The sequence below is a fragment of the Pseudorhizobium sp. NPDC055634 genome (genome assembly GCF_053618655.1).
In genome coordinates this window covers 227141-248023 of record NZ_JBSHHW010000005.1, presented here as the reverse complement: position 1 = coordinate 248023, position 20883 = coordinate 227141, and the positions used below count along the sequence as shown (strand labels likewise).

The following is a 20883-nucleotide window of genomic DNA, read 5'->3' as shown; positions in this document are numbered from 1 at the left end:
TTGCAAGGGCCGGGGACATCTTCATGCGGATCACGTCGAGGAGGATTGAAGATGACACGCTTTCTCTTGAGGTCGGCGCTCGTTGCCGGCGTCCTCTTGCCCTTCGCAGGCACTGCCGTCCTGGCGCATCACGGCTGGTCCTGGGCCGAGGACGCACAGATAGAACTCACCGGGACCATCACCGCGATCTCTTTCGCCCCGCCTCATCCCTCCATGCAGGTCCAGGCCGGCGACGGCGTCTGGACGGTCGAGCTGAGCAATCCCGGAAAGACCGAGCGTTCCGGCTTCGTCGAAGGCGTGGCCGAGGTTGGTGACCCGGTGATGCTGATCGGCAACCGCTCGAAGGATCCCGACGAGCGCAGGATGAAGGCCGTCCGCGTCATCGTCGGCACCAGGACCTATGACATCTATCCGGAACGCATCCGGACGGACTAGGGCCGCCACGTTTGGCCCCCTTGTCCGAGTGGCTCGCCACCCTGGCCGCGACCCCGCTCGCCCGGGCACTTGTCGGATCGTCGACGCTCTATCTCCTCGTCAACGCCGCCCATGTCATGGGGATAGGCCTCCTGTTCGGGTCGGTGATTGCGCTCGACCTCAGGCTCATCGGATGGGCGAGGATGCTGCCGATCGCGCCGGCGGCGGTCTACCTGTCGCGCCTTGCCGCGGCCGGTCTTGCCCTGGCGATCGTGACCGGCCTCTGCCTGTTCTCCGTGCGGCCCATGGAATATGCCGGCAATCCGGCCTTCCTCGCCAAGCTTGCCCTGGTCGGGCTCGGCCTCGCCAACATCCTTGCCGTGCATGTCTCGGCCGGATGGCGCGCGGTTCGTTCCGGCAGGGAGCCCGGGATCGCGCTGCGGCTCGGAGCGACGCTTTCCATCCTCATCTGGGGCGGGGCGATCGTCGCCGGTCGGTGGATCGGTTTTCTTTGAACCGGCTTACCGGTCGCTCACGGCCGCCCGCGGATTGACCCAGGGCTGCTGGTTGGAGCGGGGCAGGGGCTGCCTGCCGAGGATGTGGTCGGCGGCCTTCTCCCCGGTCATGATCGAGGGCCCGTTGAGATTGCCGTAGGTGATGTGCGGGAAGATCGAGGAATCGGCGACCCTCAGGCCTTCGACGCCGATCACCCGGCATTCCGGGTCGACCACGGCCATCGGGTCGGACCTGTCGCCCATCCGGCACGTGCCGCAGGGATGGTAGGCGCTTTCCAGGTGGTCGCGCAGGAAGGCGTCGATCTCCTCGTCAGATTGGACCCGCTCGCCCGGCTGGATTTCCGGCCCGCGATAGGGATCGAAGGCCTTCTGGCCGAAGATCTCGCGCGTCAGCCGCACGCAGTGGCGGAATTTCTCCCAGTCTTCCGGATGGCTCATGTAGTTGAAGCGGATCACCGGGTCGGCCGCGGCATCGGGCGAACGCAGGGTCACGGCTCCGCGCGATTTCGACAGGTTGTACCCGACATGGACCTGGAAGCCGTGGCTCCTGGCGGCTGCCTTGCCATCATAGGAAATGGCGACGGGCAGGAAGTGATACTGGATGTCCGGCTGCGCGAGGCCGGCCGCCGAGCGCACGAAGGCGCAGGCCTCGAACTGGTTGGAGGCCCCGAGCCCCCCTTTCGACAGCAGCCACTGGGCGCCCGCCACGCCCTGCCAGAACCAGGGAAGCCACGAATAGAGCGAGACCGGCTTCCGGGAGACCTGCTGGAAGTAGAATTCCATGTGGTCCTGCAGGTTCTGGCCGACGCCGGGACGGTCGGCGACAACCTCAAGACCCATCTCCCTCAGGTGCCCGGCAGGGCCTATGCCGGAAAGCATCAGCAGTTTCGGGGAATTGAAGGAGGAGGCCGCGACGATCACCTCGCGGTTGGCACGGATCACCTCCGTTGCGCCGCGCCGCTCGATCTCCACCCCGACCGCCTTGCCGTTCTCGATCACGATCCGCCGCGCGAACCCGTGCACAAGATCGACGTTCTGGCGCCGCAGCGCCGGACGGAGATAGGCATTGGCCGCCGACCAGCGCCGTCCCATGTGGATGGTCTGCTCCATCAGGCCGAAGCCTTCCTGCTTGGAGCCGTTGTAGTCGTCCGTCAGTTCGAAGCCGGCCTCCTTGCCTGCCTCGATGAAGGCGTGGAAGAGCGGGTTGACGAAGGGGCCGCGGCGCACGTGCAGCGGGCCGTCCTTGCCGCGCCAGCCGTCCTCGCCGCCGTGCGAATGCTCCATCCGCTTGAAATAGGGAAGCACGTCCGCATAGGCCCAGCCGTGGGCGCCGAGTTCCTCCCACCGGTTGAAGTCCTGCGAATGGCCGCGCACGTAGACGAGCCCGTTGATGGAGGAGGAACCGCCGATCACCTTGCCGCGCGGCGCCGTGATGCGGCGCTTGTTGAGGTTCGGCTCGGGTTCGGAGAGATAGCCCCAGTTGTAGCGCTTCATGCTCATCGGCCAGGCAAGCGCCGCCGGCATCTGGATGAACGGTCCGAAATCCGATCCGCCCGCCTCGATGACGATCACCGAATGCCTGCCGTCCTCCGACAGCCGGTAGGCCATGGCGGAGCCTGCCGAGCCCGAACCGACGATGACGAAGTCTGCCTGCATCATGGCGAATTGCCCCTGTCTTTGCCGGTTCAGTAAGGTGCCTCGACCGGCCCCATCGCCACGTAGATCGTCTTCAGTTCCGTATAGTGTTCCAGCGCCGCGGCGGAGTTCTCGCGCCCGAAGCCGGACTGCTTGGAGCCGCCGAACGGGATCTCGACCGGGCAGAGATTGTAGGTGTTGATCCAGAGCGTCCCGGCCTGCAGGCGGTCCGCCACGCGGTGGGCGCGCGTAAGGTCGGCGGTGAACACGCCGCCGGACAGGCCGAACTCGGTGGCGTTGGCGCGGGCGATGACCTCGTCCTCTCCCTCGAAATCGAGCACGCACATGACGGGCCCGAAGATCTCCTCCCGGGCGATCGTCATGTCGTCGGTGACGTCGGAAAAGACGGTCGGCTGGACGTAGCAGCCTTCACCCTGAACGTCGTTCGGGATGCCGCCGCCGGTCACCAGCCTGGCGCCCCCGGCCTTGCCCTGCTCGATATAGGCGAGCACCTTTTCCCGCTGCGCCCGGGAAACGAGCGGCCCCATCTGCGTCGCCTCGTCGAGCGGGTCGCCGATGACGATCCGCTCCGTGCGGGCCTTGAGCCGCTCCAGGAAGGCGTCCTTGATCCGCTTCTGCACGAAGACGCGCGTGCCGTTCGAACAGACCTGCCCGGTCGAGTAGAAATTGCCGAGCATCGCCCCGCCGACCGCGCTGTCGAGATCGGCGTCGTCGAAGACGATGAGCGGCGACTTTCCGCCGAGTTCCATGGTCACGTGCTTCAGCTGACCGGCGGCGGCCGCCGCCACCTTGCGACCGGTCGGCACCGATCCGGTCAGCGATATCTTAGCGACATCCGGATGGTCGACGAGGAGCGGCCCGGTTTCGCGGTCGCCCTGCACGACGTTGAACACGCCCTTCGGCAGGCCCGCCTCGGTCAGGATTTCGGCGATCTTCAGCGCCCCGAGCGGCGTCGTCTCGGACGGCTTGAACACCATGGCATTGCCGGCCGAAAGAGCCGGCGCCGCCTTCCAGCAGCAGATCTGCTGCGGATAGTTCCAGGCCCCGATGCCGACGCAGACGCCGAGCGGCACGCGCTTGGTATAGGCCCAGTCCGCGCCGAGCGGGATGTGGGCTCCGTTGAGCGCGGTGGCGGCAATGCCCCCGAAGAACTCCAGGCTGTCGGCCCCCGAGGTCGGGTCCGCGACGATCGTCTCCTGGATCGGCTTGCCCGTATCGAGCGTCTCCAGTTCGGAAAGCTCGCGGTTGCGCTCGCGCATGATCTCGGCTGCCCGCTTCAGGACACGACCGCGGGCCGACGGGGTCATCGCCGCCCACTCCGCCTGCGCACGCCTGGCGGATGCGACGGCCTTCGCGACGATTGCCGGCGTCGCGGCATGGAGGCGTGCGATCACTTCTCCGGTCGCCGGATAGATGCTCTCGATCACGGTGCCCGTTGCGTCCTCCACGTACTCGCCGTCGATGTAGTGGCTGGCCGTCGGTTGTGCGCGCATCTTGTTCTCCTCGGCGGGTGTGGTGTTCGGCGACGATCGTCAGGAATGTTTCGCGGGCAGGAAGGGGCGAAGCTGGAGGTCCAGGTAGTCTTCTGTCAGCGCGATCGAGGCATTGGTGCCGATCGGCGCCGAGCGCAGGCTCTGGCGGATGTAGAGCCCGTCGATCATCGCCGCGACGCCCTCGGCGATCCGCGCCGCGTCATCCGGCGGGCAGAGACGTTCGAGGCTGTGCAGCAGGTTCGACCGCAGCCGGCGGGAATAGATGACGAGGAGCCGGCGCACCTCCTCCGAACGCTGCGCCTCAACGTAGAAGGCGAGCCAGGCGGCGACGGTCTCGGGAGCGAACTGGTCGGCCTGGAAGGAGACGCGAATGATCGCCGACAGCCTCTCGCGCGGGCCGGAGAGGTGCTCCATCGCGGCCACGGCATCGGAACGCAGCCGGGTCAGCAGGCTGCGGATCGTCGCCACGAGCAGTTGCTGCTTGCTGCCGAAATAATGATGCGCGAGTGCAGGCGAAACACCTGCCTCCCGCGCGATGTCGGACATCGTCACGTCCAGCGAGCCGTGCTGGCCGATGGTCCGCAGCGCTGCGTCTACCAGTGCCTTGCGCCGCAAGGGCTCCATTCCGATCCGGGGCATGTCGGGAAACTCCGTGTGGCTGGAGATTATAATTGATTGACCGATCAATCAACCCGACACGCGGCCCGGTGGGAGGGGCCTGAAATGCCATTGGCGAGACAAATTGACACCGCGACGAGGGTCCGGCTTCCCAGCGTCGGCGCGTCGCTCTAAGTCTCGGTCTCCCGTGAAGATGAGGAGACCGAATGTCGCTGCCCAATGAAATGCGTTACGTCGAGCTTTCGGGCTTCGGAGGTCCGGAAGTGATGCAACTGGCAACCGGTCCGGTGCCCCAGGCGCGGCCGGGCGAGGTGGTCATCCAGGTGGAGGCGGCCGGCGTCAATCGTCCCGATGTCGCCCAGCGCAGCGGAACCTATCCGCCGCCGAAGGACGCAAACCCCGTTCTCGGCCTGGAGGTCGCGGGCAGGGTGGTCGCGGTCGGCGAAGGAGTGAATGACGTCGCGATCGGAGATCAGGTCTGCGGTCTCGCCAATGGCGGCGGCTATGCGGAATTCTGCGCGCTGCCGGCCGGCCAGGTCCTTCCCTTTCCGAAAGGCTATGACGCGGTAAGAGCGGCCGCCCTGCCGGAAACCTTCTTCACAGTCTGGGCCAATCTCTTCCAGATGGCAGGACTGACGGAAGGCGAGAGCGTTCTCATCCACGGCGGTTCCAGCGGCATTGGCACGACCGCGATCCAGCTCGCCAGGGCCTTCGGCGCGACGGTCTACGCGACGGCGGGCTCGGCGGAGAAATGCCGCGCCTGCGAGACGCTCGGCGCCAGGCGGGCGATCAACTACTGCGAGGAGGACTTCGTCGAGGTCGTCAAGGCCGAAACCGGCAAGAAGGGCGTCGATATCATCCTCGACATGATCGGCGCCGACTACTTCAACCGGAACCTCACCGCGCTTGCCCGCAACGGCTGTCTGTCGATCATTGCCTTCCTCGGCGGTTCGCTGGCGGAAAAGGCCAATCTCTCGCCGATCATGGTCAAGCGCCTGACCGTGACCGGTTCAACGATGCGCCCGCGCACGGCGGAGGAAAAGCGTGCCATTCGCGATGAGTTGAGGAGTGAGGTCTGGCCCCTGCTGGAGGCGGGCACCGTGGCACCCGTTATCCACGCCGTCCTGCCGTTCGAGGAGGTGAGGGAGGCGCACCGGCTGATGGAAACGAGCAGCCATATCGGCAAGATCATCCTCGACCTGCGCCGCTGATTCAGGGGAGCGTGCGAATGGTAAGCGCGTCCGGTTGCGGCGCAACTCACTTACCTGCGGGCCTGTTTACATATCGTGCCTTGCATGCGTGCGCCGCAGCACCTACCTTCAGGTTGTGTTCAACGTAATGAAAGGAAGGTGATCCAATGTCGAGTGAGATTTCGGTCTGCGTTTCGAACTTTGGAAAGGTGACGGTCTCGACGGGGCAGCCCTCGACCTGAACGCATCTTCCTGCGGGCGCCTCGCGCGTCCGGGTTCGCTTAACCGGACCAAGCTCATGGAAGGGCCGCTCGCGCGGCCCTTTTCCGTTTCTGCCCTCTGGCGGGTCCGGCAACGCAACCAATGCGTTTAATGCATGGCTGGACTGATTATTGTGCGCTTTTTGCGCAGCTCGTCCCGATCTATAGAGACGTCATCGAAGCAGACGTGAGGGTCGATCCTTGGCCGTCATGCTTCGGAACGCCCATGAAAGGGGTCTGTCATGAACGTCCTTCGCAGTTTCAACACCTGGCGCCAATACCGCCGCACCGTAGCCGAACTGAGCCGGATGACTCCGCGTGACCTCAGTGACGTTGGAATTTCCCGGTCCGATATCCATCGCGTCGCCCGTCAGGCTTCCGGCCTCTGATCGAGCGCTCCGCGCATGGTTCTGTGAACGCCCGCAGCCGCGGGCGTTTTGCATTTCCGGCTTGCCGCTAAAGCCCGATCCGCCCCACCGCCGGAAGCTTGATGCCGGACCTCGAAATGTCGAGACCTGCCACGAGGCCGAGGAAGTGAAGCTCCAACCCGCTGCGAACGCCGGCAGAGACGCCGAGCAGGCCGCCGAGCGTCAGGTGCACGTCGCGCCAGTCCGCATCCACATGGATAAAATCCCCGTCCGGCAGGTAGTCCCGTCCCACCGCGTGCGGCGGCAGCACCGTGTCGAGTTCGGGCACGTTGCGCAGCACGAAGGCGACGAAGGTGTTCGAGTTCGGCCCCGGGAAGATCCGGTATCCGCCCGGTTCCGCGTAGGGGTAGGCGGCAATGGCGCCTTCCACCTTCGGGATCAGCAGCTCCGCCTCCACCCCCGTCACCGACGTCACGAGCTGCGGAGGATTGGAGTACCAGTAGGCGTCCGGCGGCCGATGATTGCGTCGGATCGGCAATCCCCATCCGACCTTGTCGTAGCGCGTATAGCTTTCAGCCCCCTTTTCCTTGGTGACGATCCAGGCATGGCTGGAGACGGCGCCCTTGAGGCCGCCGGTCGTCGCCGAGAAGACGTAGATCGCGGCCTCCCCGCTGGCGGCGGGTTCCGGAAGAAGACCGGCGGACGACCAGCGGGCCTCGCTCCAGCGCCCCGGTCGATCCTGGATCGCCCACCATCCGGCCGATGCGAAGGTCGGCAGCAGGTAGACGACGAAGATGACCAGAAGCAGCCGCTTCACTGATTTCATGCAAGTACCCCGTGCAAGTGGCGCCGCAGTCGGCTAAGACCGATTGAAACCAAGAATTCCAGGGCCGGCCAATGCAAAACCCCGTTACCGTCGAAGTCACCCGCGGCAGCATCGTCGAGAGCCGCCATCGCGGCATGGGCATCGTCGTGGACGGCGACGGCAGGACGGTCTTCTCCTTCGGCGAGACGGACAGCGCCGTCTTCCCGCGGTCGGCCTGCAAGGCGATGCAGGCGCTGCCGCTGGTGGAAAGCGGCGCGGCGGACGCGTTTTCCTTCGGCGACCGCCAACTGGCGCTCGCCTGCGCCTCCCATTCCGGCGAGGACGAGCATGTCGCGCTCGCCGCCTCAATGCTGGAGCGCGCCGGCCGTGATGCCTCCGCGCTGGAATGCGGCGCCCACTGGTCGACCGACCAGGCGACGCTCATCCACCAGGCCCGCACGCGCGACAAGCCCACGTCCCTGCACAACAACTGCTCCGGCAAGCACTCGGGCTTCGTCTGCACCTGCGCCCATGTCGGCTACGAGGTCGAGGGCTATGTCGGTTACGACCATCCGCTCCAGGCCGATATCCGCGGCGTCATGGAAAGCCTGACCGGCGCCACGCTCGGCCACGACAACTGCGGCATCGACGGCTGCTCCATCCCCACCTATGCGGTTCCCCTGAAGGGGCTTGCCCACGGCTTTGCCCGCATGCTGACCGGGACGGGGCTGGAACCCGATCGCGCCCGGGCCTCGCGCCGCCTGATCAATGCCTGCATGGCGGAGCCCTTCTATGTCGCCGGCACCAAGCGCGCCTGCACGAAGCTCATGAAGGTCGCTCCGGGCAGGATATTCGCCAAGACCGGCGCCGAGGGCGTGTTCGTCGCCGCACTTCCCGAACAGGGCCTGGCCATGGCCGTGAAATGCGAGGACGGCACGACGCGCGCCGCCGAGGCGATGATCTTCGCGCTGATCGCCCGCTATTTCGACAATGCCGGCGAGACCCACCAGACGCTGATGGCGATGGCGAACAAGTCCATGAAGAACTGGAACGGCATCCATGTCGGCGACATTCGTGTCACCGACGCGCTGTTTGCCTGAACGGCGGCGGTACCTTCATCCCGCCGCCTCGCGTCGGGTCTTGATCCGGGCTCCGATGACGCCAGATGATCGGCATCACGGATGGAGGATCTTGATGTACACGCTGTTCTATTCCCCGCATGCCTGTTCGCTCGCCAGCCACATCGCACTGGCGGAATCCGGTCTTCCCTACGAGGTGCGGCGGGTAAACTTTGCCGAGAACGAACAGCGTTCCGCCGAATACCTGAAGCACAATCCGAACGGGCGCGTCCCGGCGCTGGTGACGGAGAGGGGCACGCTCATCGAAAACCCCGCCATCCTCGCCTTCGTCGCCCAGGCGGCGCCGCAGGCAAGGCTGGCGCCGCTCGACGACCCGATCGAGTTCGCCCGCATGCAGGGCTTCAACAGCTTCATCGCCTCGTCGCTGCACGTCGCCTACGCCCACAACAAGCGCGGCTACCGATGGGCCGACGGGCAGGAGGCGCTGGAAGCCATGAAGCGCAAGGTCGTGCCGAACATGCGCATGTATTTCGGCATGGTGGAGAACGATTTCCTGAAGGGCCCCTGGGTGCTGGGCGAGGCCTATTCCGTCGCCGACGCCTACCTCTTCACCATGTCCGAATGGCTCGAGGGGCTCGGGATCGACATCAACGAATTCCCGAGGGTCGCCGATCACTTCCGCCGGATGAACGAGCGTCCGGCGGTCCGGCAGGCGATCGCCGCCGAGCGGCCCGGAGACTGACGTCAGGCGCAGCGCTTAAGGTCGATACCATCGCCGCCGATCCCGCCGGGGCCATCCTGCGGCCCGCGCGGGAACGGCAGGTCGGCCAACTGGCGCGGCGTCATCCGCACCAGTTGGGGGTGGAAAAGCACGTCGCCGGCCACCTCGCCGGGAATGTCCGGCGATCTCAGCCATTCGGTTGCGGTGAAGATTGTCTGGAGCGGGAACATGGGCATCACCTCCGGGTAGCGCATGCTTGCAGGGCGAGATTGCGCGTTTCGGGCGGGGCCTTCAATTGAGTTATTCAGCGACGTCCTGTAGAAATTCTATATGAGGAACCTGAACACGCTGCATCTCAACGGCCTGAGGGCGGTGGAAGCTGTGGCTCGCCTCGGCTCGTTGCAGGCGGCCGCCGAGGAGATGGGCGTCACCATCGGTGCCGTCAGCCAGCAGGTCATCAAGGCGGAAGCCCAACTGGGGCGGCCGGTCTTCCTTCGCCAGCCGAAGGGCATGGTGCCGCTCGATACCGCAAGGCCGATGCTCGCCCGGCTGAGCGAAGGCTTCCGCGCCCTTTCGCAGGGCGTGGCGCTCGGCCGGCCGGGTGACGAGAACCTCCTGACCGTATCGGTGGCGCCGGTCTTCGCGGCGCGCTTCCTCGTCCACCGGCTGGACAGCTTCTCCAGGCTCCATCCGTTGATCCGCCTGCGCATCGAGGCGACCACGGCGCTTGCCGACCTCGACGGCGGTGACGTGGATATCGGCATCCGCGTCGGGCGCGGCACATGGCCGGGCGTCGATGCGGAGCTGCTGATGGAGCAGCGCGTCTTTCCGGTCTGCACGCCGGAGCTTGCGGCGGAACTCGTCGAGCCGGCGGACATCCTCCGCCTGCCTGCGATCATCGATGGTCCGTCGCTGTTCTCCTGGGACGTCTGGCTGCGGCAGGCCGGGCTTTCCGACCGCCAGATGACGACGCGGCATGTCTTCAACGACGCCTCCCTCTGCCTCGACGCGACCATGGCGGGGCAGGGGGTCATGCTCGCCTGGCAGACGCTCGCGGGCTTTGCGCTGGAGCAGGGCCGGCTTGCGAAGCCCTTCGCCATAGAGGCGGCGACGGGCATGGGCCACTATCTCGTGACCCGCGCCGGCGCCCGCCAGCCCGCGAGGGTGCGGGCCTTCGCCGACTGGCTCCGGGCGGAAATGCAGGCGCTCGACAGGGCCGTCGTCACGCCGGTTCCCGCATCCTCTTCTCCCACATCGCCCTGAAGGCAGGTCGCGCCTGGCAGGTTTCGAGCCATGTCTTCAACGCCGGCCGCGGCGTAAAGAGCGGCGCGTGGTCCTGCGCGTAGCGCACGATCTCCGCCATGATGATGTCGGCGGCCGTGAACCGGTTGCCGACCATGTAGGCGTTCGCCTCCAGATGCGCCTCGAGAACGCCGAACGGCCGCTCGAGGCGGGCGGCGGTGGCGGCGATCTTCTCCCGGCCCTCCGACGTTTCCATGCCGCCCTTGCCGATCGCCGTCTGGAGGGCGAGCGCGTCCGCCTCGATGCTGGTGGCGGCAAAAAGCGCCCACTGCACCATCAGTGCCTCCTCCTGAATGTCCTTCGGTCCGAGGGCGCCGCCGTGCTTCCTGGCGAGGTAGAGCGTGATGGCGAGCGACTCGTGCAGGACGAAGCCGTCGTCATCCATCGACGGGATGGAGCCCATCGGGTTGATCGCCATGAATTCGGGCGAGCGGCTGTTGAGCGGTGCGCCGGGCGCGGAACTGTCGGCGAGCCGGTAGGCCTGGATCACCGGCACCAGCTTGAAGGGAAGGCCGAGCTCCTCGATGAGCCAGAGCGGCCGGGTGGCGCGGGAGCGGTAGACCCCGTAGATCGTCAGCATATGCATCCTCCTGAAAAGCCATCGCAGGCTAAGGGTGCAGGCGGCCGAGCGGAAGATCGCTCTGCGTTATCCTGCCATGAAAAGTTTCGATCGTTCAGGAAAGCCGGTTGCCCTCGATGGTGAGGTGCGCGAAGCGCTCCTTTCCGCCGATGAGTTCGCCCGTCGCGCGGTCGTGCCAGCGGTATCCGAGAATGGCGCCGTCCTCCATGCCGTCGAAGATGTTGTCGCTGACGAGCGCGCCGCCCGCCTCCTCGACGACCGACACGGCGCAGCCGACCCGCGCCTGCCGGACTATGTTGCCGGTCACCGAGACGTTGCGCAGATAGGGCCCCCAGCCGACGAGCATCGCGAAGCGCGGCACGTTCTCGATGACGTTGCCGGAGACCACCGTGTCCGCCTCCACGCCGATGCCGATCCCGAAGCCGACGCTGTCGTGTTCGTAGGGACCGACCGGCGAGATGTTGCGGACGATGTTTCCGGAGACGATCGCCAGCCGGCCGCCCTCGTTGAAATTGGCGATGCTGATGCCGTTTGCCGCGCCGTCCACGAGGTTGCCGGTCACCAGCGCGCCCTCGAAGCCGAACTCGGAATAGATCGCCGTCTCGCCGGATCGCAGGCAGTGGTTGTCGGAGATCCGGATGCCGGAGGCGGCGTTGGCGCGGATTGCGGTGAAGGCGCTGTCGGTGATGTGGTTGCCCGATACGATCACACCGTCGGCGCGGTAGAGGTTGATGGCATTGCCGAACTGCCCCGTGCCCCCATAGCCCGCGCCGGTGCCGCTGATGCGGTTTCCGGTGACGATCGTGTCGTCCTCTCCCTTCTGCCTGCGGTGGACGAGGATGCCGCCATTGCCGCAACCGGAAAGGACATTCTCCCGGATCGCCAGCCCCGTGCTGTCGATTGCCAGCACGCCGTATTCGCCGATCGCCCAGAACCGGTTGCCCCTGAGCGTCCCGCCGCAGCGCTCGATCTGCAGGCCGGTCTTTTCGCAGCCCGTGAAGCCGCAGTTCTCGATCCGCAGGTCGGAGACCTCGCCAAGGTGGATCAGGGCCGGCGCCTCCTCGGGCAGCGGCCGGCCGGCGCCGTCGAAGACGATCCCGTCGAGCTCGATGCGCCGGGCGCCGGGATCGCCGTCGATGAACGGGCCGGCGCCGCCAAGAACAAGGGTCGTCGCGCCGGCAATGCCGGTCAGCCGGGTGCGGTCCGGCAGCTTCAGCCCCGTCACCTCGTAGCGCCCCGGGGGCAGGAACACCCACTGGTCTGCCCGGCTTGCCTCCGCGATCAGGTTTTGCAGCCTGCCGGTCTGGTCCTCTCCCGTATCCGCCTTCAGCCCGGCGGCGCCCGCATCGATTGCGCCGCGAAGGTCCGTCAGCCAGACCGCCGGGCCTGCCGGCACCCTGTCCGGACCGGCGACGACGGCGCAAGTCGCCGAGAGGCCCACCAGGAGCGCTCGTCTTGAGATTGTCGGCCGGCTAGAAAATAAGCAGGAACTTATATTCGCCATGGATTTGACTCACGGTTGCGAGATGAACAATTGTTACGATTAAATTAAAGAAGATTAAGGAATTGTGCTTCAAGCTCCGGAGGACTTTGGGGCATTTCAGTTCAAGCAAGTGGTTTGGGAGAGACATCGGATGAACCGTCCAATGTCAGGGAAAGCTTACTCGCAGGATTCCTCGGTCACGCTCGAGATGCTCCGTCAGCGATTGCTGGCGGTCTCCACCGATGCCGAAATGTCGGATACGGTGGAGGTTCTCGATCGGATCGACGCCTATTCCTTCGTCGATCAGTTCCCCGAATTCATCTACGTCAAGGATCGCCGCAGCCGCTTCGTCATGGCCAATGCCGCGACCGCGCTCGCCAATAACGTCGACCATCCGATGGACCTGGTCGGCAAGACCGACTTCGACCTTTTCGACCCCGAGGCCGCCGACGAGCTCTTTCTCGCCGAGCAGGAGATGATGTCGGCCGGCGAGCCGATGACGGACTTCGAGCATCATCTGGTCTTCTGCGGAGCGCCGCGCTGGCTGCAGTCGACCAAGACGCCGCTCAGGGATGCGCAGGGCCGCATCATCGGCCTGATCGGGATTACCCGCGACATTACCGAGCGCAAGCGGGAGGAAGACATGCGGCGGGGTCATGCCCGCCTGCTGGAGATGATCGCCCGCGGGGAACCGCTCGACGGGGTCCTGCTCGCCCTCGTGAACCTCGTCGAGGAGGAGCTGGACGACGTGGTCGCCTCGGTCCTGCTGCTCGACGAAGGGTCCGACCGGCTGCGGCACGGCGCGTCATCGAACCTCCCCGGGCCCTATCTCAGGATGATCGACGGTCTCCGGATAGGTCCCAAGGTCGGGTCCTGCGGCACGGCCGCGTGGCGGAGCGAACCCGTCATCGTGCGGGACGCCACGGAGGATCCACTCTGGGAGGACTACCGCGACCTGCCGAAGGAATTCGGCTTCCGCTCCTGCTGGTCGACGCCGATCATCGGTCCGGAAAGACGGGTTCTCGGCACCTTCGCGCTTTACTCCAGGTCCGTCCGCGAGCCGACCGCCCTCGAGCTCGAGCTGACCGCCATGGCGACGGACATCGCCGGCATCGCCATCGAGCGCAGCCGCGCGGAAGAGCGTATCCGTCACATGGCCCACCACGATGCGCTGACGGGGCTGCCGAACCGGACCCTCTTCTGGAACCAGTTCAACCGTGTCCTTGCGGAGGCGCGACGGGAAAACCGCAACGTCGCCGTCGCCTATATCGACATCGACAATTTCAAGCAGATCAACGACCGGCTGGGCCACGGCGCCGGCGATGCGGTGCTTAAGGCCATCGCCCAGCGCCTGCCGCGCTGCATCCGCGCCAGCGACCTGATCGTCCGGCTGGGCGGCGATGAATTCGCCATCGTCTTCTCCCTGCTCGGCCAGGACGACGAGGGCGTGGTGAGGCGCATGGACGAGCTACGCTCGGTCATCTCGCTCCCCATCGTCTACGAGACCGAAGAACTGCACGTGACCTGCAGCATGGGCGCGGCCTTCTATCCCCATGACGGCGACACGCCGGAATCGCTGCTCGCAAGGGCCGACCGGGCCATGTACGGCGCCAAGAACGAAGGTCGCGACCGCCTCCATGTCTGGAAGGACGCGCCCTCGCAGGGGTAGCCCCGTAGGACGCGGCGATCTTTCAACCGGCGTCTCGCGCCCTATCTCACCGGGCATGAGACCAGAGGCGCTGCTTCATCCCACCCCGGCCGGGCTCTTCTGCCCCATCGGCCGCTTCCATGTCGATCCGGTGCGGCCCGTGGAACGGGCGCTCATCACCCATGGCCATTCCGACCACGCCCGCGCCGGGCACGCAAAGGTGCTCGCCACCCGCCAGACGCTCGACATCATGCGCATCCGCTACGGCGATGATTTCTGCGGATCGGAACAGGCGGTGGCCTTCGGCGAGACGGTGGATATCGACGGCGTCACCGTCTGCTTCCACCCGGCAGGGCATGTCCTCGGCTCCGCCCAGATCCTTATCCGGAAGGATGGCCTGAGGATCAACGTATCCGGCGACTACAAGCGCGGCACGGACCCCACCTGCGCCTCCTTCGAGCCGGTGGCCTGCGATGTCTTCATCACCGAGGCGACCTTCGGCCTTCCGGTCTTCCACCATCCGGACCCGCGGGAGGAGATCGGCAAGCTTCTCACCTCGCTGAGGCAGTTTCCCGAGCGCACCCACCTGGTCGGCGCCTATGCGCTCGGCAAGGCGCAGCGCGTCATCCGGCTGATCCGCGACTGCGGCTACGGGGAGCCGATCTTCATCCACGGCGCGCTCGCGAGGCTCTGCGACTATTACCGCGAGCAGGGCATAGAGCTTGGCGACATCCGCCCCGCGACGCTTGAGAAGAAGGAGCCGGGCGCCTTCAAGGGCGCCGTCGTGGTCGGCCCGCCCTCCGCCTTCCAGGACCGCTGGGCGCGCCGCTTCAATGATCCGCTGATCGCCTTCGCCTCCGGCTGGATGCTGGTCCGCCAGCGCGCCCGCCAGGGCGGCGTCGAGCTGCCGCTGGTGATCTCCGACCACTGCGACTGGCCGGAACTCCTGTCCACCATCAGGGAGATCGGGCCCTCGGAGGTCTGGGTGACGCACGGCCGGGAGGAGGCGCTGGTCCGCTGGTGCGAGCTGCAGGGCATCCCCGCCCGTCCGCTGCATCTCGTCGGCTACGAGGACGAGGGAGACTGATGAAGGCCTTCGCCACCCTCCTCGACCGCCTGGTCCTCACCCCCTCGCGCAACGGCAAGCTCAAGCTCCTCGCCGACTATTTCCGCGATACCCCCGATCCCGACCGCGGCTATGGCCTGGCTGCACTCGCCGGCACGCTGGATCTCAGGAACATCAAGCCCGCGCTCCTGCGCGAACTCGTCCTGGAACGGCTCGATCCGGTGCTCTTCCAGTATTCCTACGACTATGTCGGCGATCTTGCCGAGACGATTGCGCTCGTCTGGGACGGTGGCGAGAAGGATGACACGACCGACGAGGAGCAGCCGCGGCTCGGGCAGGTGGTGACGATGATGAACGCCCTCGGCCGCACGGAAGTGCGCGCCGCCGTCCGCGACCTGCTCGACCACCTCGATCCCTCCAGCCGCTTCGCCTTCCTGAAGCTGGCGACCGGATCGCTCCGCATCGGTGTCTCCTCGCGGCTCGCCAAGCAGGCGCTCTCGGAGATGAGCGGCAAGGACGTCACCGAGATCGAGACGCTGTGGCACGGCCTGACGCCCCCCTATGAGCCGCTGTTCGCCTGGCTGGAGGGCAGGGCGGAGAAGCCGGTCCTCGCCACGCCGGCGATCTTCCATTCCGTCATGCTTGCCAATCCGGTGGAGGAGGGCGACCTCGACAGGCTCGACCCCGAGGACTATGCGGCGGAGTGGAAGTGGGACGGCATCCGCGTCCAGATGTCGAGCTATGGCGGCACCCGGAAGCTCTATTCCCGCTCCGGCGACGACATTACCGGCGCCTTTCCGGACGTCGTCGCCGCGATCAACTTCGAGGGCGTGGTCGACGGCGAACTGCTTGTCGGCGGCACGGTGCGCTCCAACAGCCCGACCCGCACCTTCTCCGATCTCCAGCAGCGCCTCAACCGCAAGACCGTCACCAACCGCATGCTGGACGACTATCCGGCCTTCGTGCGCGCCTACGACCTGTTGTTCGAGGGCGACCAGGACATCCGCGCCCGCAGCTTCTTCGACCGGCGCGAACGTCTCTCCGGCCTGATCGGCAAGGCGCCCCATGACCGGTTCGACCTGTCGGACCTCGTCCCCTTCACCGACTGGCAGGAACTCGACCGGCTGCGGCTGGCGCCTCCCGATCCGGTGATCGAGGGCGTGATGATCAAGCGCAAGGACAGCGCCTACCAGGCCGGTCGGCTGAAGGGGCCGTGGTTCAAGTGGAAGCGTGATCCCTACAATATCGACGCGGTCATGCTCTATGCACAACGCGGCCACGGCAAGCGCTCCAGCTATTATTCCGACTTCACCTTCGGTGTGTGGGCGCAAACGCCGGACGGCGAGCAGCTGGTGCCGGTCGGCAAGGCCTATTTCGGCTTTACCGATGCCGAGCTCGAAGTCCTCGACAAGTTCGTCCGCGACAATACCGTGGAGCGTTTCGGGCCGGTTCGCGCGGTGCGGGCGGAACCGGATTTCGGCTTCGTCCTGGAAGTCGCCTTCGAAGGCATCAACCGCTCGACGCGCCACAAGTCCGGCGTCGCCATGCGCTTTCCCCGCATCGCCCGCCTGCGCATGGACAAGCTGCCGCGCGATGCCGACCGGCTCTCCACGCTGACGGCAATGATCGAGGCGCAATCACCGGCGGCCTGAGCCGGGGAGAACCGGAAGGCAAAAAGGAAAAAGGCGCCCGGCTTTCGCCGCGCGCCCTTCGAGTGTCAGGGGAGGAGACCTCAGAACTCTTCCCAGTTGTCGTGGCTTACCGCGACGGCCGCTGATCCCTTCGAGGAGAAGGCATTGGCGATCTTGCCCATCATGCTGCGCGCCGGCGAGGCGACCGGGGCCGATCTGGACCCGGCCCTGGCGACAGGAGCGGCAGTCCGCTTCGCGGCCGGCTGGTAGGAAACCGGCGCGCCGACCTGGAACTGGCCGATCAGGGCGCGCAGGCGACCCGCTTCGTTGGCAAGCGTCGCACCGGCGGCATTGGCTTCCTCGACCATGGCGGCGTTCTGCTGGGTCACCTGGTCCATCTGGTTGACGGCGGTGTTGACTTCCGAGAGGCCGACCGACTGTTCGCGCGCCGAGGTGGCGATCGCGTCCATGTGCTGGTTGATCGTGACGATATAGCCCTCGATCGTCTTCAGCGCCTCGCCGGTATCGCTCACCAGCTTCACGCCGTTGCCGACTTCGGCGGACGAGTTGCGGATCAGGTCCTTGATCTGCTTGGCGGCCGTTGCCGAACGCTGCGCCAGTTCGCGGACTTCCTGGGCGACGACGGCAAAGCCCTTGCCGGCCTCGCCGGCGCGTGCCGCTTCGACGCCCGCGTTGAGCGCCAGCAGGTTGGTCTGGAAGGCGATGTCGTCGATCACGCCGATGATCGAGGAGATCTGGTTCGACGACTGCTCGATCTTGCCCATGGCATCGACGGCATTGGCGACCACCGCGCCGGAATGGCGGGCGCTGTCGTTTGCCTGGATCGCCACCGTGCGTGCCTCTTCGGCGCGCTTGGAGGAGTTGGCGACATTGGTGGTGATCTGGTCGAGGGCGGCGGCCGTTTCTTCCAGCGATGCGGCCTGCTGCTCGGTGCGCTTGGAAAGGTCCTCGGCGCTCTGGCTGATTTCACGCGAGCCGGAATCGATCGAACCGGTGGCTTCCGCGACGGAGGACATCGTCTCCTTCAGTTGCACCACGGCGCGGTTGAAGTCTTCGCGCAGGGTTTCGAACTCCTCGGCGAATTCCTGGGTAAGCTGGAAGGTCAGGTTGCCGGAGGCAAGCTGCTTCAGGCCGTCGGCAAGCCCCTTCGTCGCCTGCGCCATGGCTTCGGCGCGCATGTGCTCCTGCTCGGCGGTGCGGCGGCGCTGTTCTTCGGTCTGGCTGCGCTGAACTGCCGCTTCCTGCTCGAGTTCGCGATTCTTCAGCGCGTTCGTGCGGAAGACTTCGACGGCGGCAGCCATCTCGCCGATCTCGTCGGCGCGGCCGGCATAGGGGATCGCGGCATCGGCGTCGCCCCTGGCAAGGTCGTTCATCGAGCGCGTGATGGCCTGGATCGGCTTGGCGATGCCGGTGACGGCAAACCAGATCGCGGCGGCAACGAACGCGGCCAGCAGGCCGATTGCCACGATGGTGACGGTCAGGGTCGTCGAATAGGTTTCTTCGGCACTCTTCTGGGCGGCGATGGCGTCGGAAATACCGCCCTTCGTCAGGGAGGCGAGGCTGGCGGCGGCTGCTTGCGCCGGCCCGACCATCTCCGTCCGGAGGATGTTCTCGGCAGCGTGGATGTCGCCTGCCGTGGAGAGGGCGAGCACGCGCTTGCCGATCTCCATGTAGTTCCTCATCCCTGCCTCGATACCTTCGAGCAGCTGGATTTCGGCGTCGGTCGGCTCGAGCTTCCGGAAGCGCTCACCCTTTTCCAGGAGCAGGTTCCAGGCAGTCTCGATCGCCTTGTGCTCCTCCGCCTGGACCCGGGCGTCTTCACTGAGCAGATGGCTGCGGTAGCCGTTGCGGATCGTCATCACCTGGACTTCCATGTCCTTGACGGCGGCGATCGTCGGCATTGCGAGGCCGGCGATCTCGTTTATATGGCGATCGATTGCGGCAAGCCGGTTCACGGAAAAGGTGGCGAACATTGCAAATGCAGCGCCCAGCAGGATGAGAATCCCCGCAAGGGCGGTCTTGACTTTGGGTCGTGTCATGGGAGGTCCATTTCAAGGCGAGAGGGCGAGGACATGGAACGGCAATGTCCTCGAGTGACGCATCCCTAGCCGGCCAAGTCTTACGAAAAGCAAACGCCCCTATCATTAGTTCTTGCCGATGAAATTTAGTGATTCGTGATAAATGACAGATCTCGCTTGAGGCTGGGCTTCCGGGCTTTGCCTCCTTCTGTCCGGCGAATCCGAAATCGCCTCGGGGGCCAGCTTCGCACCAGCCGCGAGGCCCATTGTATCGGCGGTCTCATCAGCCGGAATCGGGTCGTCATGCCGCTCTTGTCTCAGTCTCTGCGCCGAATGCTTTCTCTCTCGGGCGCCCTCTCCACGGCCGCCGGCCTTGCGGGCTGCGTCCTGGTGACCGATACGAGCCGAATGAACCCGGACGTCTTCGTGCAGCAGACGGCGCCCGTCTTCCACGTGCCGCCCTATGCCGATCCGCCGAGCAACCAGCCACCGCCGATGCCGGGCAGCATTCCGCAGAAGCGCCAGCTCTATCCGACCTATTTCCACCAGAAGTACCGGCCGACCTATGGCATGCCGGTCTCCAATCCTGTGCATCGGACGATGTACGGGACGGTCAACGACGAGGGCAGGATGCTGCCCGCCATTCCCTATTCGCGCATCGAGCCGCGCTTCCTGCGCCAGGAGGTCTCCTACCAGACCAACGAGGCGCCGGGCACGATCGTCGTCGATACGAGCCAGAACTATCTCTACCTCGTCCAGCCGGGCGGCAAGGCGATCCGCTACGGCGTCGGGCTCGGCAAGGACGGTTTCGCCTGGTCGGGTCGCGGCACCATACAGCGGAAGGCCAAGTGGCCGCGCTGGACGCCGCCCTCCGACATGGTGGCCCGCCAGCCGGAGCTTCGCCAGTTCGCCGCATCCGAGGGCGGTGCGAACCCCGGCCTCAACAACCCGCTCGGCGCCCGCGCGCTCTACATCTTCAAGGACGGCAAGGACACGCTCTACCGTGTCCACGGCACGCCCGACTGGCAGTCTGTCGGCAGGGCGACCTCCTCCGGCTGCGTGCGCATGCTGAACCAGGACGTCATCGATCTCTACGAGCGCGTCCCGGCCTCCGCCCCGATCGTCGTCATCTGATCGATCCCGTTCTGGACCGCCCGTCCGACCCTTCCTGTAGGGAAGCGTAAACGTTCCCGTGATAGCGCAGGCGGGTCATGGAACCTTTGCATTCGGGTTCCCGTTGATCGGCCTAGTCAGAAGAACAAGTCGGGCGGTTTTCCGAACATGAGTATGAACATTCCCTATTCCCGCCGGGGCGTGCTGTCGCTTCTTGCGGCGGGCGCGGCCTCGACCCTTGCCGGATGCGCATCCAGCAGCCCGTCGCCCTATGGCGGGCGCATCATCTCGGCGACGCCGGTCGCCTTCGCGCCGCCGACCGTTTCGCCGACCGGCCGCACACCCGAACTCGACGCCATGTACGGGCAGATCGTCGACGGCGACTTCGTCATTCCGGCCATCCCCTACTGGAACATCAACCCGCGCTATTATCGCCAGCGCGTCCTCGATCCGACCGGCGAGCGCCCGGGAACGGTGGTCGTCGACACGGCGTCGCGCTTCCTCTACCTCGTCGAGCCGGACGGCAGCGCCATGCGCTACGGCGTCGGCATCGGCCGCGAGGGCTTTGCCTGGGAAGGCGAGGGGGTCATCCAGTGGCGCCAGAGATGGCCGAAATGGACCCCGCCGGCCGAGATGATTGCCCGCCAGCCGGAACTTGCGAAATATTCCGCAGAGAACGGCGGCCAGCCGCCCGGCCTCAACAATCCGCTCGGCGCCCGCGCGCTCTACATCTTCCGGAACGGCCAGGACACGCTCTATCGCCTGCACGGCTCGCCGGAATGGAGCTCGATCGGCAAGGCCGTCTCCTCGGGCTGCGTCCGCCTGATGAACCAGGACATCATCGACCTCTACGAACGCGTCCCCGAGCGGGCCCGCATCGTCGTCTGGCAGTAGCGGTGGAT

General features: G+C 66.0%; 20 protein-coding genes. 12 read left to right on the top strand and 8 right to left on the bottom strand.

Going from position 1 to position 20883, the window contains the following annotated elements:
• Positions 1-51 precede the first annotated feature (51 nt).
• Both ACWGPT_RS10805 and ACWGPT_RS10800 read left to right on the top strand, forming a co-directional pair.
• Entirely contained in the window at positions 52-435 is a 384-nt protein-coding gene (locus ACWGPT_RS10805; protein WP_452605597.1) for a DUF6152 family protein, read from the top strand.
• A gap of 20 nt (positions 436-455) precedes the next feature.
• Positions 456-929, top strand: a complete 474-nt coding sequence (locus ACWGPT_RS10800; RefSeq protein WP_452605596.1) for a DUF2214 domain-containing protein — start codon at positions 456-458, stop codon at positions 927-929.
• A 6-nt stretch (positions 930-935) separates the two neighbouring features.
• Here ACWGPT_RS10800 and betA read toward each other — a convergent pair whose 3' ends face one another.
• Genes betA through betI form a run of 3 tightly spaced genes read right to left on the bottom strand, consistent with a single transcriptional unit; the run spans position 936 to position 4717 of the window.
• Entirely contained in the window at positions 936-2585 is a 1650-nt protein-coding gene (betA, locus tag ACWGPT_RS10795) for a choline dehydrogenase (protein ID WP_452605709.1), read from the bottom strand.
• A 29-nt stretch (positions 2586-2614) separates the two neighbouring features.
• Complete coding sequence (gene betB / locus ACWGPT_RS10790; RefSeq protein ID WP_452605595.1) at positions 2615-4078, bottom strand: betaine-aldehyde dehydrogenase; 1464 nt, start codon at positions 4076-4078, stop codon at positions 2615-2617.
• 39 nt (positions 4079-4117) lie between these two features.
• Positions 4118-4717: a transcriptional regulator BetI gene (gene betI, locus ACWGPT_RS10785; protein WP_452605594.1), complete on the bottom strand. Its 600-nt coding sequence runs from the start codon at positions 4715-4717 to the stop codon at positions 4118-4120.
• Between the two features lie 185 nt (positions 4718-4902).
• Here betI and ACWGPT_RS10780 point away from each other — a divergent pair, with 185 nt between their 5' ends.
• Both ACWGPT_RS10780 and ACWGPT_RS10775 read left to right on the top strand, forming a co-directional pair.
• Positions 4903-5907 (top strand): NAD(P)H-quinone oxidoreductase, encoded by a 1005-nt coding sequence (locus ACWGPT_RS10780; RefSeq protein ID WP_452605593.1) that lies wholly within the window; start codon positions 4903-4905, stop codon positions 5905-5907.
• A 481-nt stretch (positions 5908-6388) separates the two neighbouring features.
• The gene (locus ACWGPT_RS10775) at positions 6389-6535 is read left to right on the top strand and encodes a DUF1127 domain-containing protein (protein ID WP_452605592.1); all 147 of its coding nucleotides are present in this window, start codon (positions 6389-6391) and stop codon (positions 6533-6535) included.
• A 67-nt stretch (positions 6536-6602) separates the two neighbouring features.
• Here the strand turns inward: ACWGPT_RS10775 and ACWGPT_RS10770 are convergent, their stop codons facing one another.
• The gene (locus tag ACWGPT_RS10770; protein WP_452605591.1) at positions 6603-7340 is read right to left on the bottom strand and encodes a DUF3750 domain-containing protein; all 738 of its coding nucleotides are present in this window, start codon (positions 7338-7340) and stop codon (positions 6603-6605) included.
• Positions 7341-7411: 71 nt separating this feature from the next.
• On the opposite strand from ACWGPT_RS10770, the gene ACWGPT_RS10765 reads away from it, so the two are divergent.
• Together ACWGPT_RS10765 and ACWGPT_RS10760 are read left to right on the top strand one after the other, a co-directional pair.
• A complete protein-coding gene (locus ACWGPT_RS10765; RefSeq protein ID WP_452605590.1) occupies positions 7412-8419 on the top strand; it encodes an asparaginase in 1008 nt (335 codons plus the stop codon).
• Between the two features lie 94 nt (positions 8420-8513).
• Entirely contained in the window at positions 8514-9140 is a 627-nt protein-coding gene (locus ACWGPT_RS10760) for a glutathione S-transferase family protein (protein WP_452605589.1), read from the top strand.
• Positions 9141-9142: 2 nt separating this feature from the next.
• On the opposite strand, the gene ACWGPT_RS10755 is transcribed toward ACWGPT_RS10760, so the two are convergent.
• Positions 9143-9349, bottom strand: coding sequence for a hypothetical protein (locus tag ACWGPT_RS10755; RefSeq protein ID WP_452605588.1), 207 nt, complete (start codon positions 9347-9349; stop codon positions 9143-9145).
• Positions 9350-9449: 100 nt separating this feature from the next.
• On the opposite strand from ACWGPT_RS10755, the gene ACWGPT_RS10750 reads away from it, so the two are divergent.
• The gene (locus ACWGPT_RS10750; RefSeq protein ID WP_452605587.1) at positions 9450-10382 is read left to right on the top strand and encodes a LysR substrate-binding domain-containing protein; all 933 of its coding nucleotides are present in this window, start codon (positions 9450-9452) and stop codon (positions 10380-10382) included.
• Here the strand turns inward: ACWGPT_RS10750 and ACWGPT_RS10745 are convergent.
• Complete coding sequence (locus ACWGPT_RS10745) at positions 10342-11001, bottom strand: glutathione S-transferase family protein (RefSeq protein ID WP_452605585.1); 660 nt, start codon at positions 10999-11001, stop codon at positions 10342-10344. The genes ACWGPT_RS10750 and ACWGPT_RS10745 overlap by 41 nt on opposite strands.
• A 94-nt stretch (positions 11002-11095) precedes the next feature.
• Positions 11096-12505, bottom strand: coding sequence for a TIGR03808 family TAT-translocated repetitive protein (locus ACWGPT_RS10740; RefSeq protein ID WP_452605584.1), 1410 nt, complete (start codon positions 12503-12505; stop codon positions 11096-11098).
• A gap of 142 nt (positions 12506-12647) precedes the next feature.
• Here ACWGPT_RS10740 and ACWGPT_RS10735 point away from each other — a divergent pair, with 142 nt between their 5' ends.
• From ACWGPT_RS10735 to ACWGPT_RS10725, 3 genes are read left to right on the top strand one after another with little or no spacing between them, the layout of a single operon-like run.
• A complete protein-coding gene (locus ACWGPT_RS10735) occupies positions 12648-14153 on the top strand; it encodes a diguanylate cyclase domain-containing protein (RefSeq protein ID WP_452605583.1) in 1506 nt (501 codons plus the stop codon).
• A gap of 55 nt (positions 14154-14208) precedes the next feature.
• On the top strand, positions 14209-15219 hold the full coding sequence (locus ACWGPT_RS10730; RefSeq protein ID WP_452605582.1) for a ligase-associated DNA damage response exonuclease: 1011 nt from the start codon (positions 14209-14211) through the stop codon (positions 15217-15219).
• Entirely contained in the window at positions 15219-16850 is a 1632-nt protein-coding gene (locus ACWGPT_RS10725) for a cisplatin damage response ATP-dependent DNA ligase (RefSeq protein WP_452605581.1), read from the top strand. Before ACWGPT_RS10730 ends, ACWGPT_RS10725 begins: the two co-directional genes overlap by 1 nt.
• Positions 16851-16930: 80 nt before the next feature.
• Here ACWGPT_RS10725 and ACWGPT_RS10720 read toward each other — a convergent pair whose 3' ends face one another.
• Positions 16931-18889, bottom strand: a complete 1959-nt coding sequence (locus ACWGPT_RS10720) for a methyl-accepting chemotaxis protein (RefSeq protein ID WP_452605580.1) — start codon at positions 18887-18889, stop codon at positions 16931-16933.
• 282 nt (positions 18890-19171) lie between these two features.
• Here ACWGPT_RS10720 and ACWGPT_RS10715 point away from each other — a divergent pair, with 282 nt between their 5' ends.
• On the top strand, positions 19172-20002 hold the full coding sequence (locus tag ACWGPT_RS10715) for a L,D-transpeptidase (protein ID WP_452605579.1): 831 nt from the start codon (positions 19172-19174) through the stop codon (positions 20000-20002).
• 147 nt (positions 20003-20149) lie between these two features.
• Positions 20150-20875, top strand: a complete 726-nt coding sequence (locus tag ACWGPT_RS10710; protein ID WP_452605578.1) for a L,D-transpeptidase — start codon at positions 20150-20152, stop codon at positions 20873-20875.
• The last annotated feature ends 8 nt before the right edge of the window (positions 20876-20883 follow it).

Bases quoted from the DNA above. Each gene is read 5' to 3' on its own strand.
- ACWGPT_RS10805 (WP_452605597.1), top strand. From the start codon at position 52: ATGACACGCTTTCTCTTGAGGTCGGCGCTCGTTGCCGGCGTCCTCTTG.
- betA (WP_452605709.1), bottom strand. From the start codon at position 2,585: ATGCAGGCAGACTTCGTCATCGTCGGTTCGGGCTCGGCAGGCTCCGCC.
- betB (WP_452605595.1), bottom strand. From the start codon at position 4,078: ATGCGCGCACAACCGACGGCCAGCCACTACATCGACGGCGAGTACGTG.
- betI (WP_452605594.1), bottom strand. From the start codon at position 4,717: ATGCCCCGGATCGGAATGGAGCCCTTGCGGCGCAAGGCACTGGTAGAC.
- ACWGPT_RS10780 (WP_452605593.1), top strand. From the start codon at position 4,903: ATGTCGCTGCCCAATGAAATGCGTTACGTCGAGCTTTCGGGCTTCGGA.
- ACWGPT_RS10775 (WP_452605592.1), top strand. From the start codon at position 6,389: ATGAACGTCCTTCGCAGTTTCAACACCTGGCGCCAATACCGCCGCACC.
- ACWGPT_RS10770 (WP_452605591.1), bottom strand. From the start codon at position 7,340: ATGAAATCAGTGAAGCGGCTGCTTCTGGTCATCTTCGTCGTCTACCTG.
- ACWGPT_RS10765 (WP_452605590.1), top strand. From the start codon at position 7,412: ATGCAAAACCCCGTTACCGTCGAAGTCACCCGCGGCAGCATCGTCGAG.
- ACWGPT_RS10760 (WP_452605589.1), top strand. From the start codon at position 8,514: ATGTACACGCTGTTCTATTCCCCGCATGCCTGTTCGCTCGCCAGCCAC.
- ACWGPT_RS10755 (WP_452605588.1), bottom strand. From the start codon at position 9,349: ATGTTCCCGCTCCAGACAATCTTCACCGCAACCGAATGGCTGAGATCG.
- ACWGPT_RS10750 (WP_452605587.1), top strand. From the start codon at position 9,450: ATGAGGAACCTGAACACGCTGCATCTCAACGGCCTGAGGGCGGTGGAA.
- ACWGPT_RS10745 (WP_452605585.1), bottom strand. From the start codon at position 11,001: ATGCTGACGATCTACGGGGTCTACCGCTCCCGCGCCACCCGGCCGCTC.
- ACWGPT_RS10740 (WP_452605584.1), bottom strand. From the start codon at position 12,505: ATGGCGAATATAAGTTCCTGCTTATTTTCTAGCCGGCCGACAATCTCA.
- ACWGPT_RS10735 (WP_452605583.1), top strand. From the start codon at position 12,648: ATGTCAGGGAAAGCTTACTCGCAGGATTCCTCGGTCACGCTCGAGATG.
- ACWGPT_RS10730 (WP_452605582.1), top strand. From the start codon at position 14,209: ATGAGACCAGAGGCGCTGCTTCATCCCACCCCGGCCGGGCTCTTCTGC.
- ACWGPT_RS10725 (WP_452605581.1), top strand. From the start codon at position 15,219: ATGAAGGCCTTCGCCACCCTCCTCGACCGCCTGGTCCTCACCCCCTCG.
- ACWGPT_RS10720 (WP_452605580.1), bottom strand. From the start codon at position 18,889: ATGACACGACCCAAAGTCAAGACCGCCCTTGCGGGGATTCTCATCCTG.
- ACWGPT_RS10715 (WP_452605579.1), top strand. From the start codon at position 19,172: ATGCCGCTCTTGTCTCAGTCTCTGCGCCGAATGCTTTCTCTCTCGGGC.
- ACWGPT_RS10710 (WP_452605578.1), top strand. From the start codon at position 20,150: ATGAGTATGAACATTCCCTATTCCCGCCGGGGCGTGCTGTCGCTTCTT.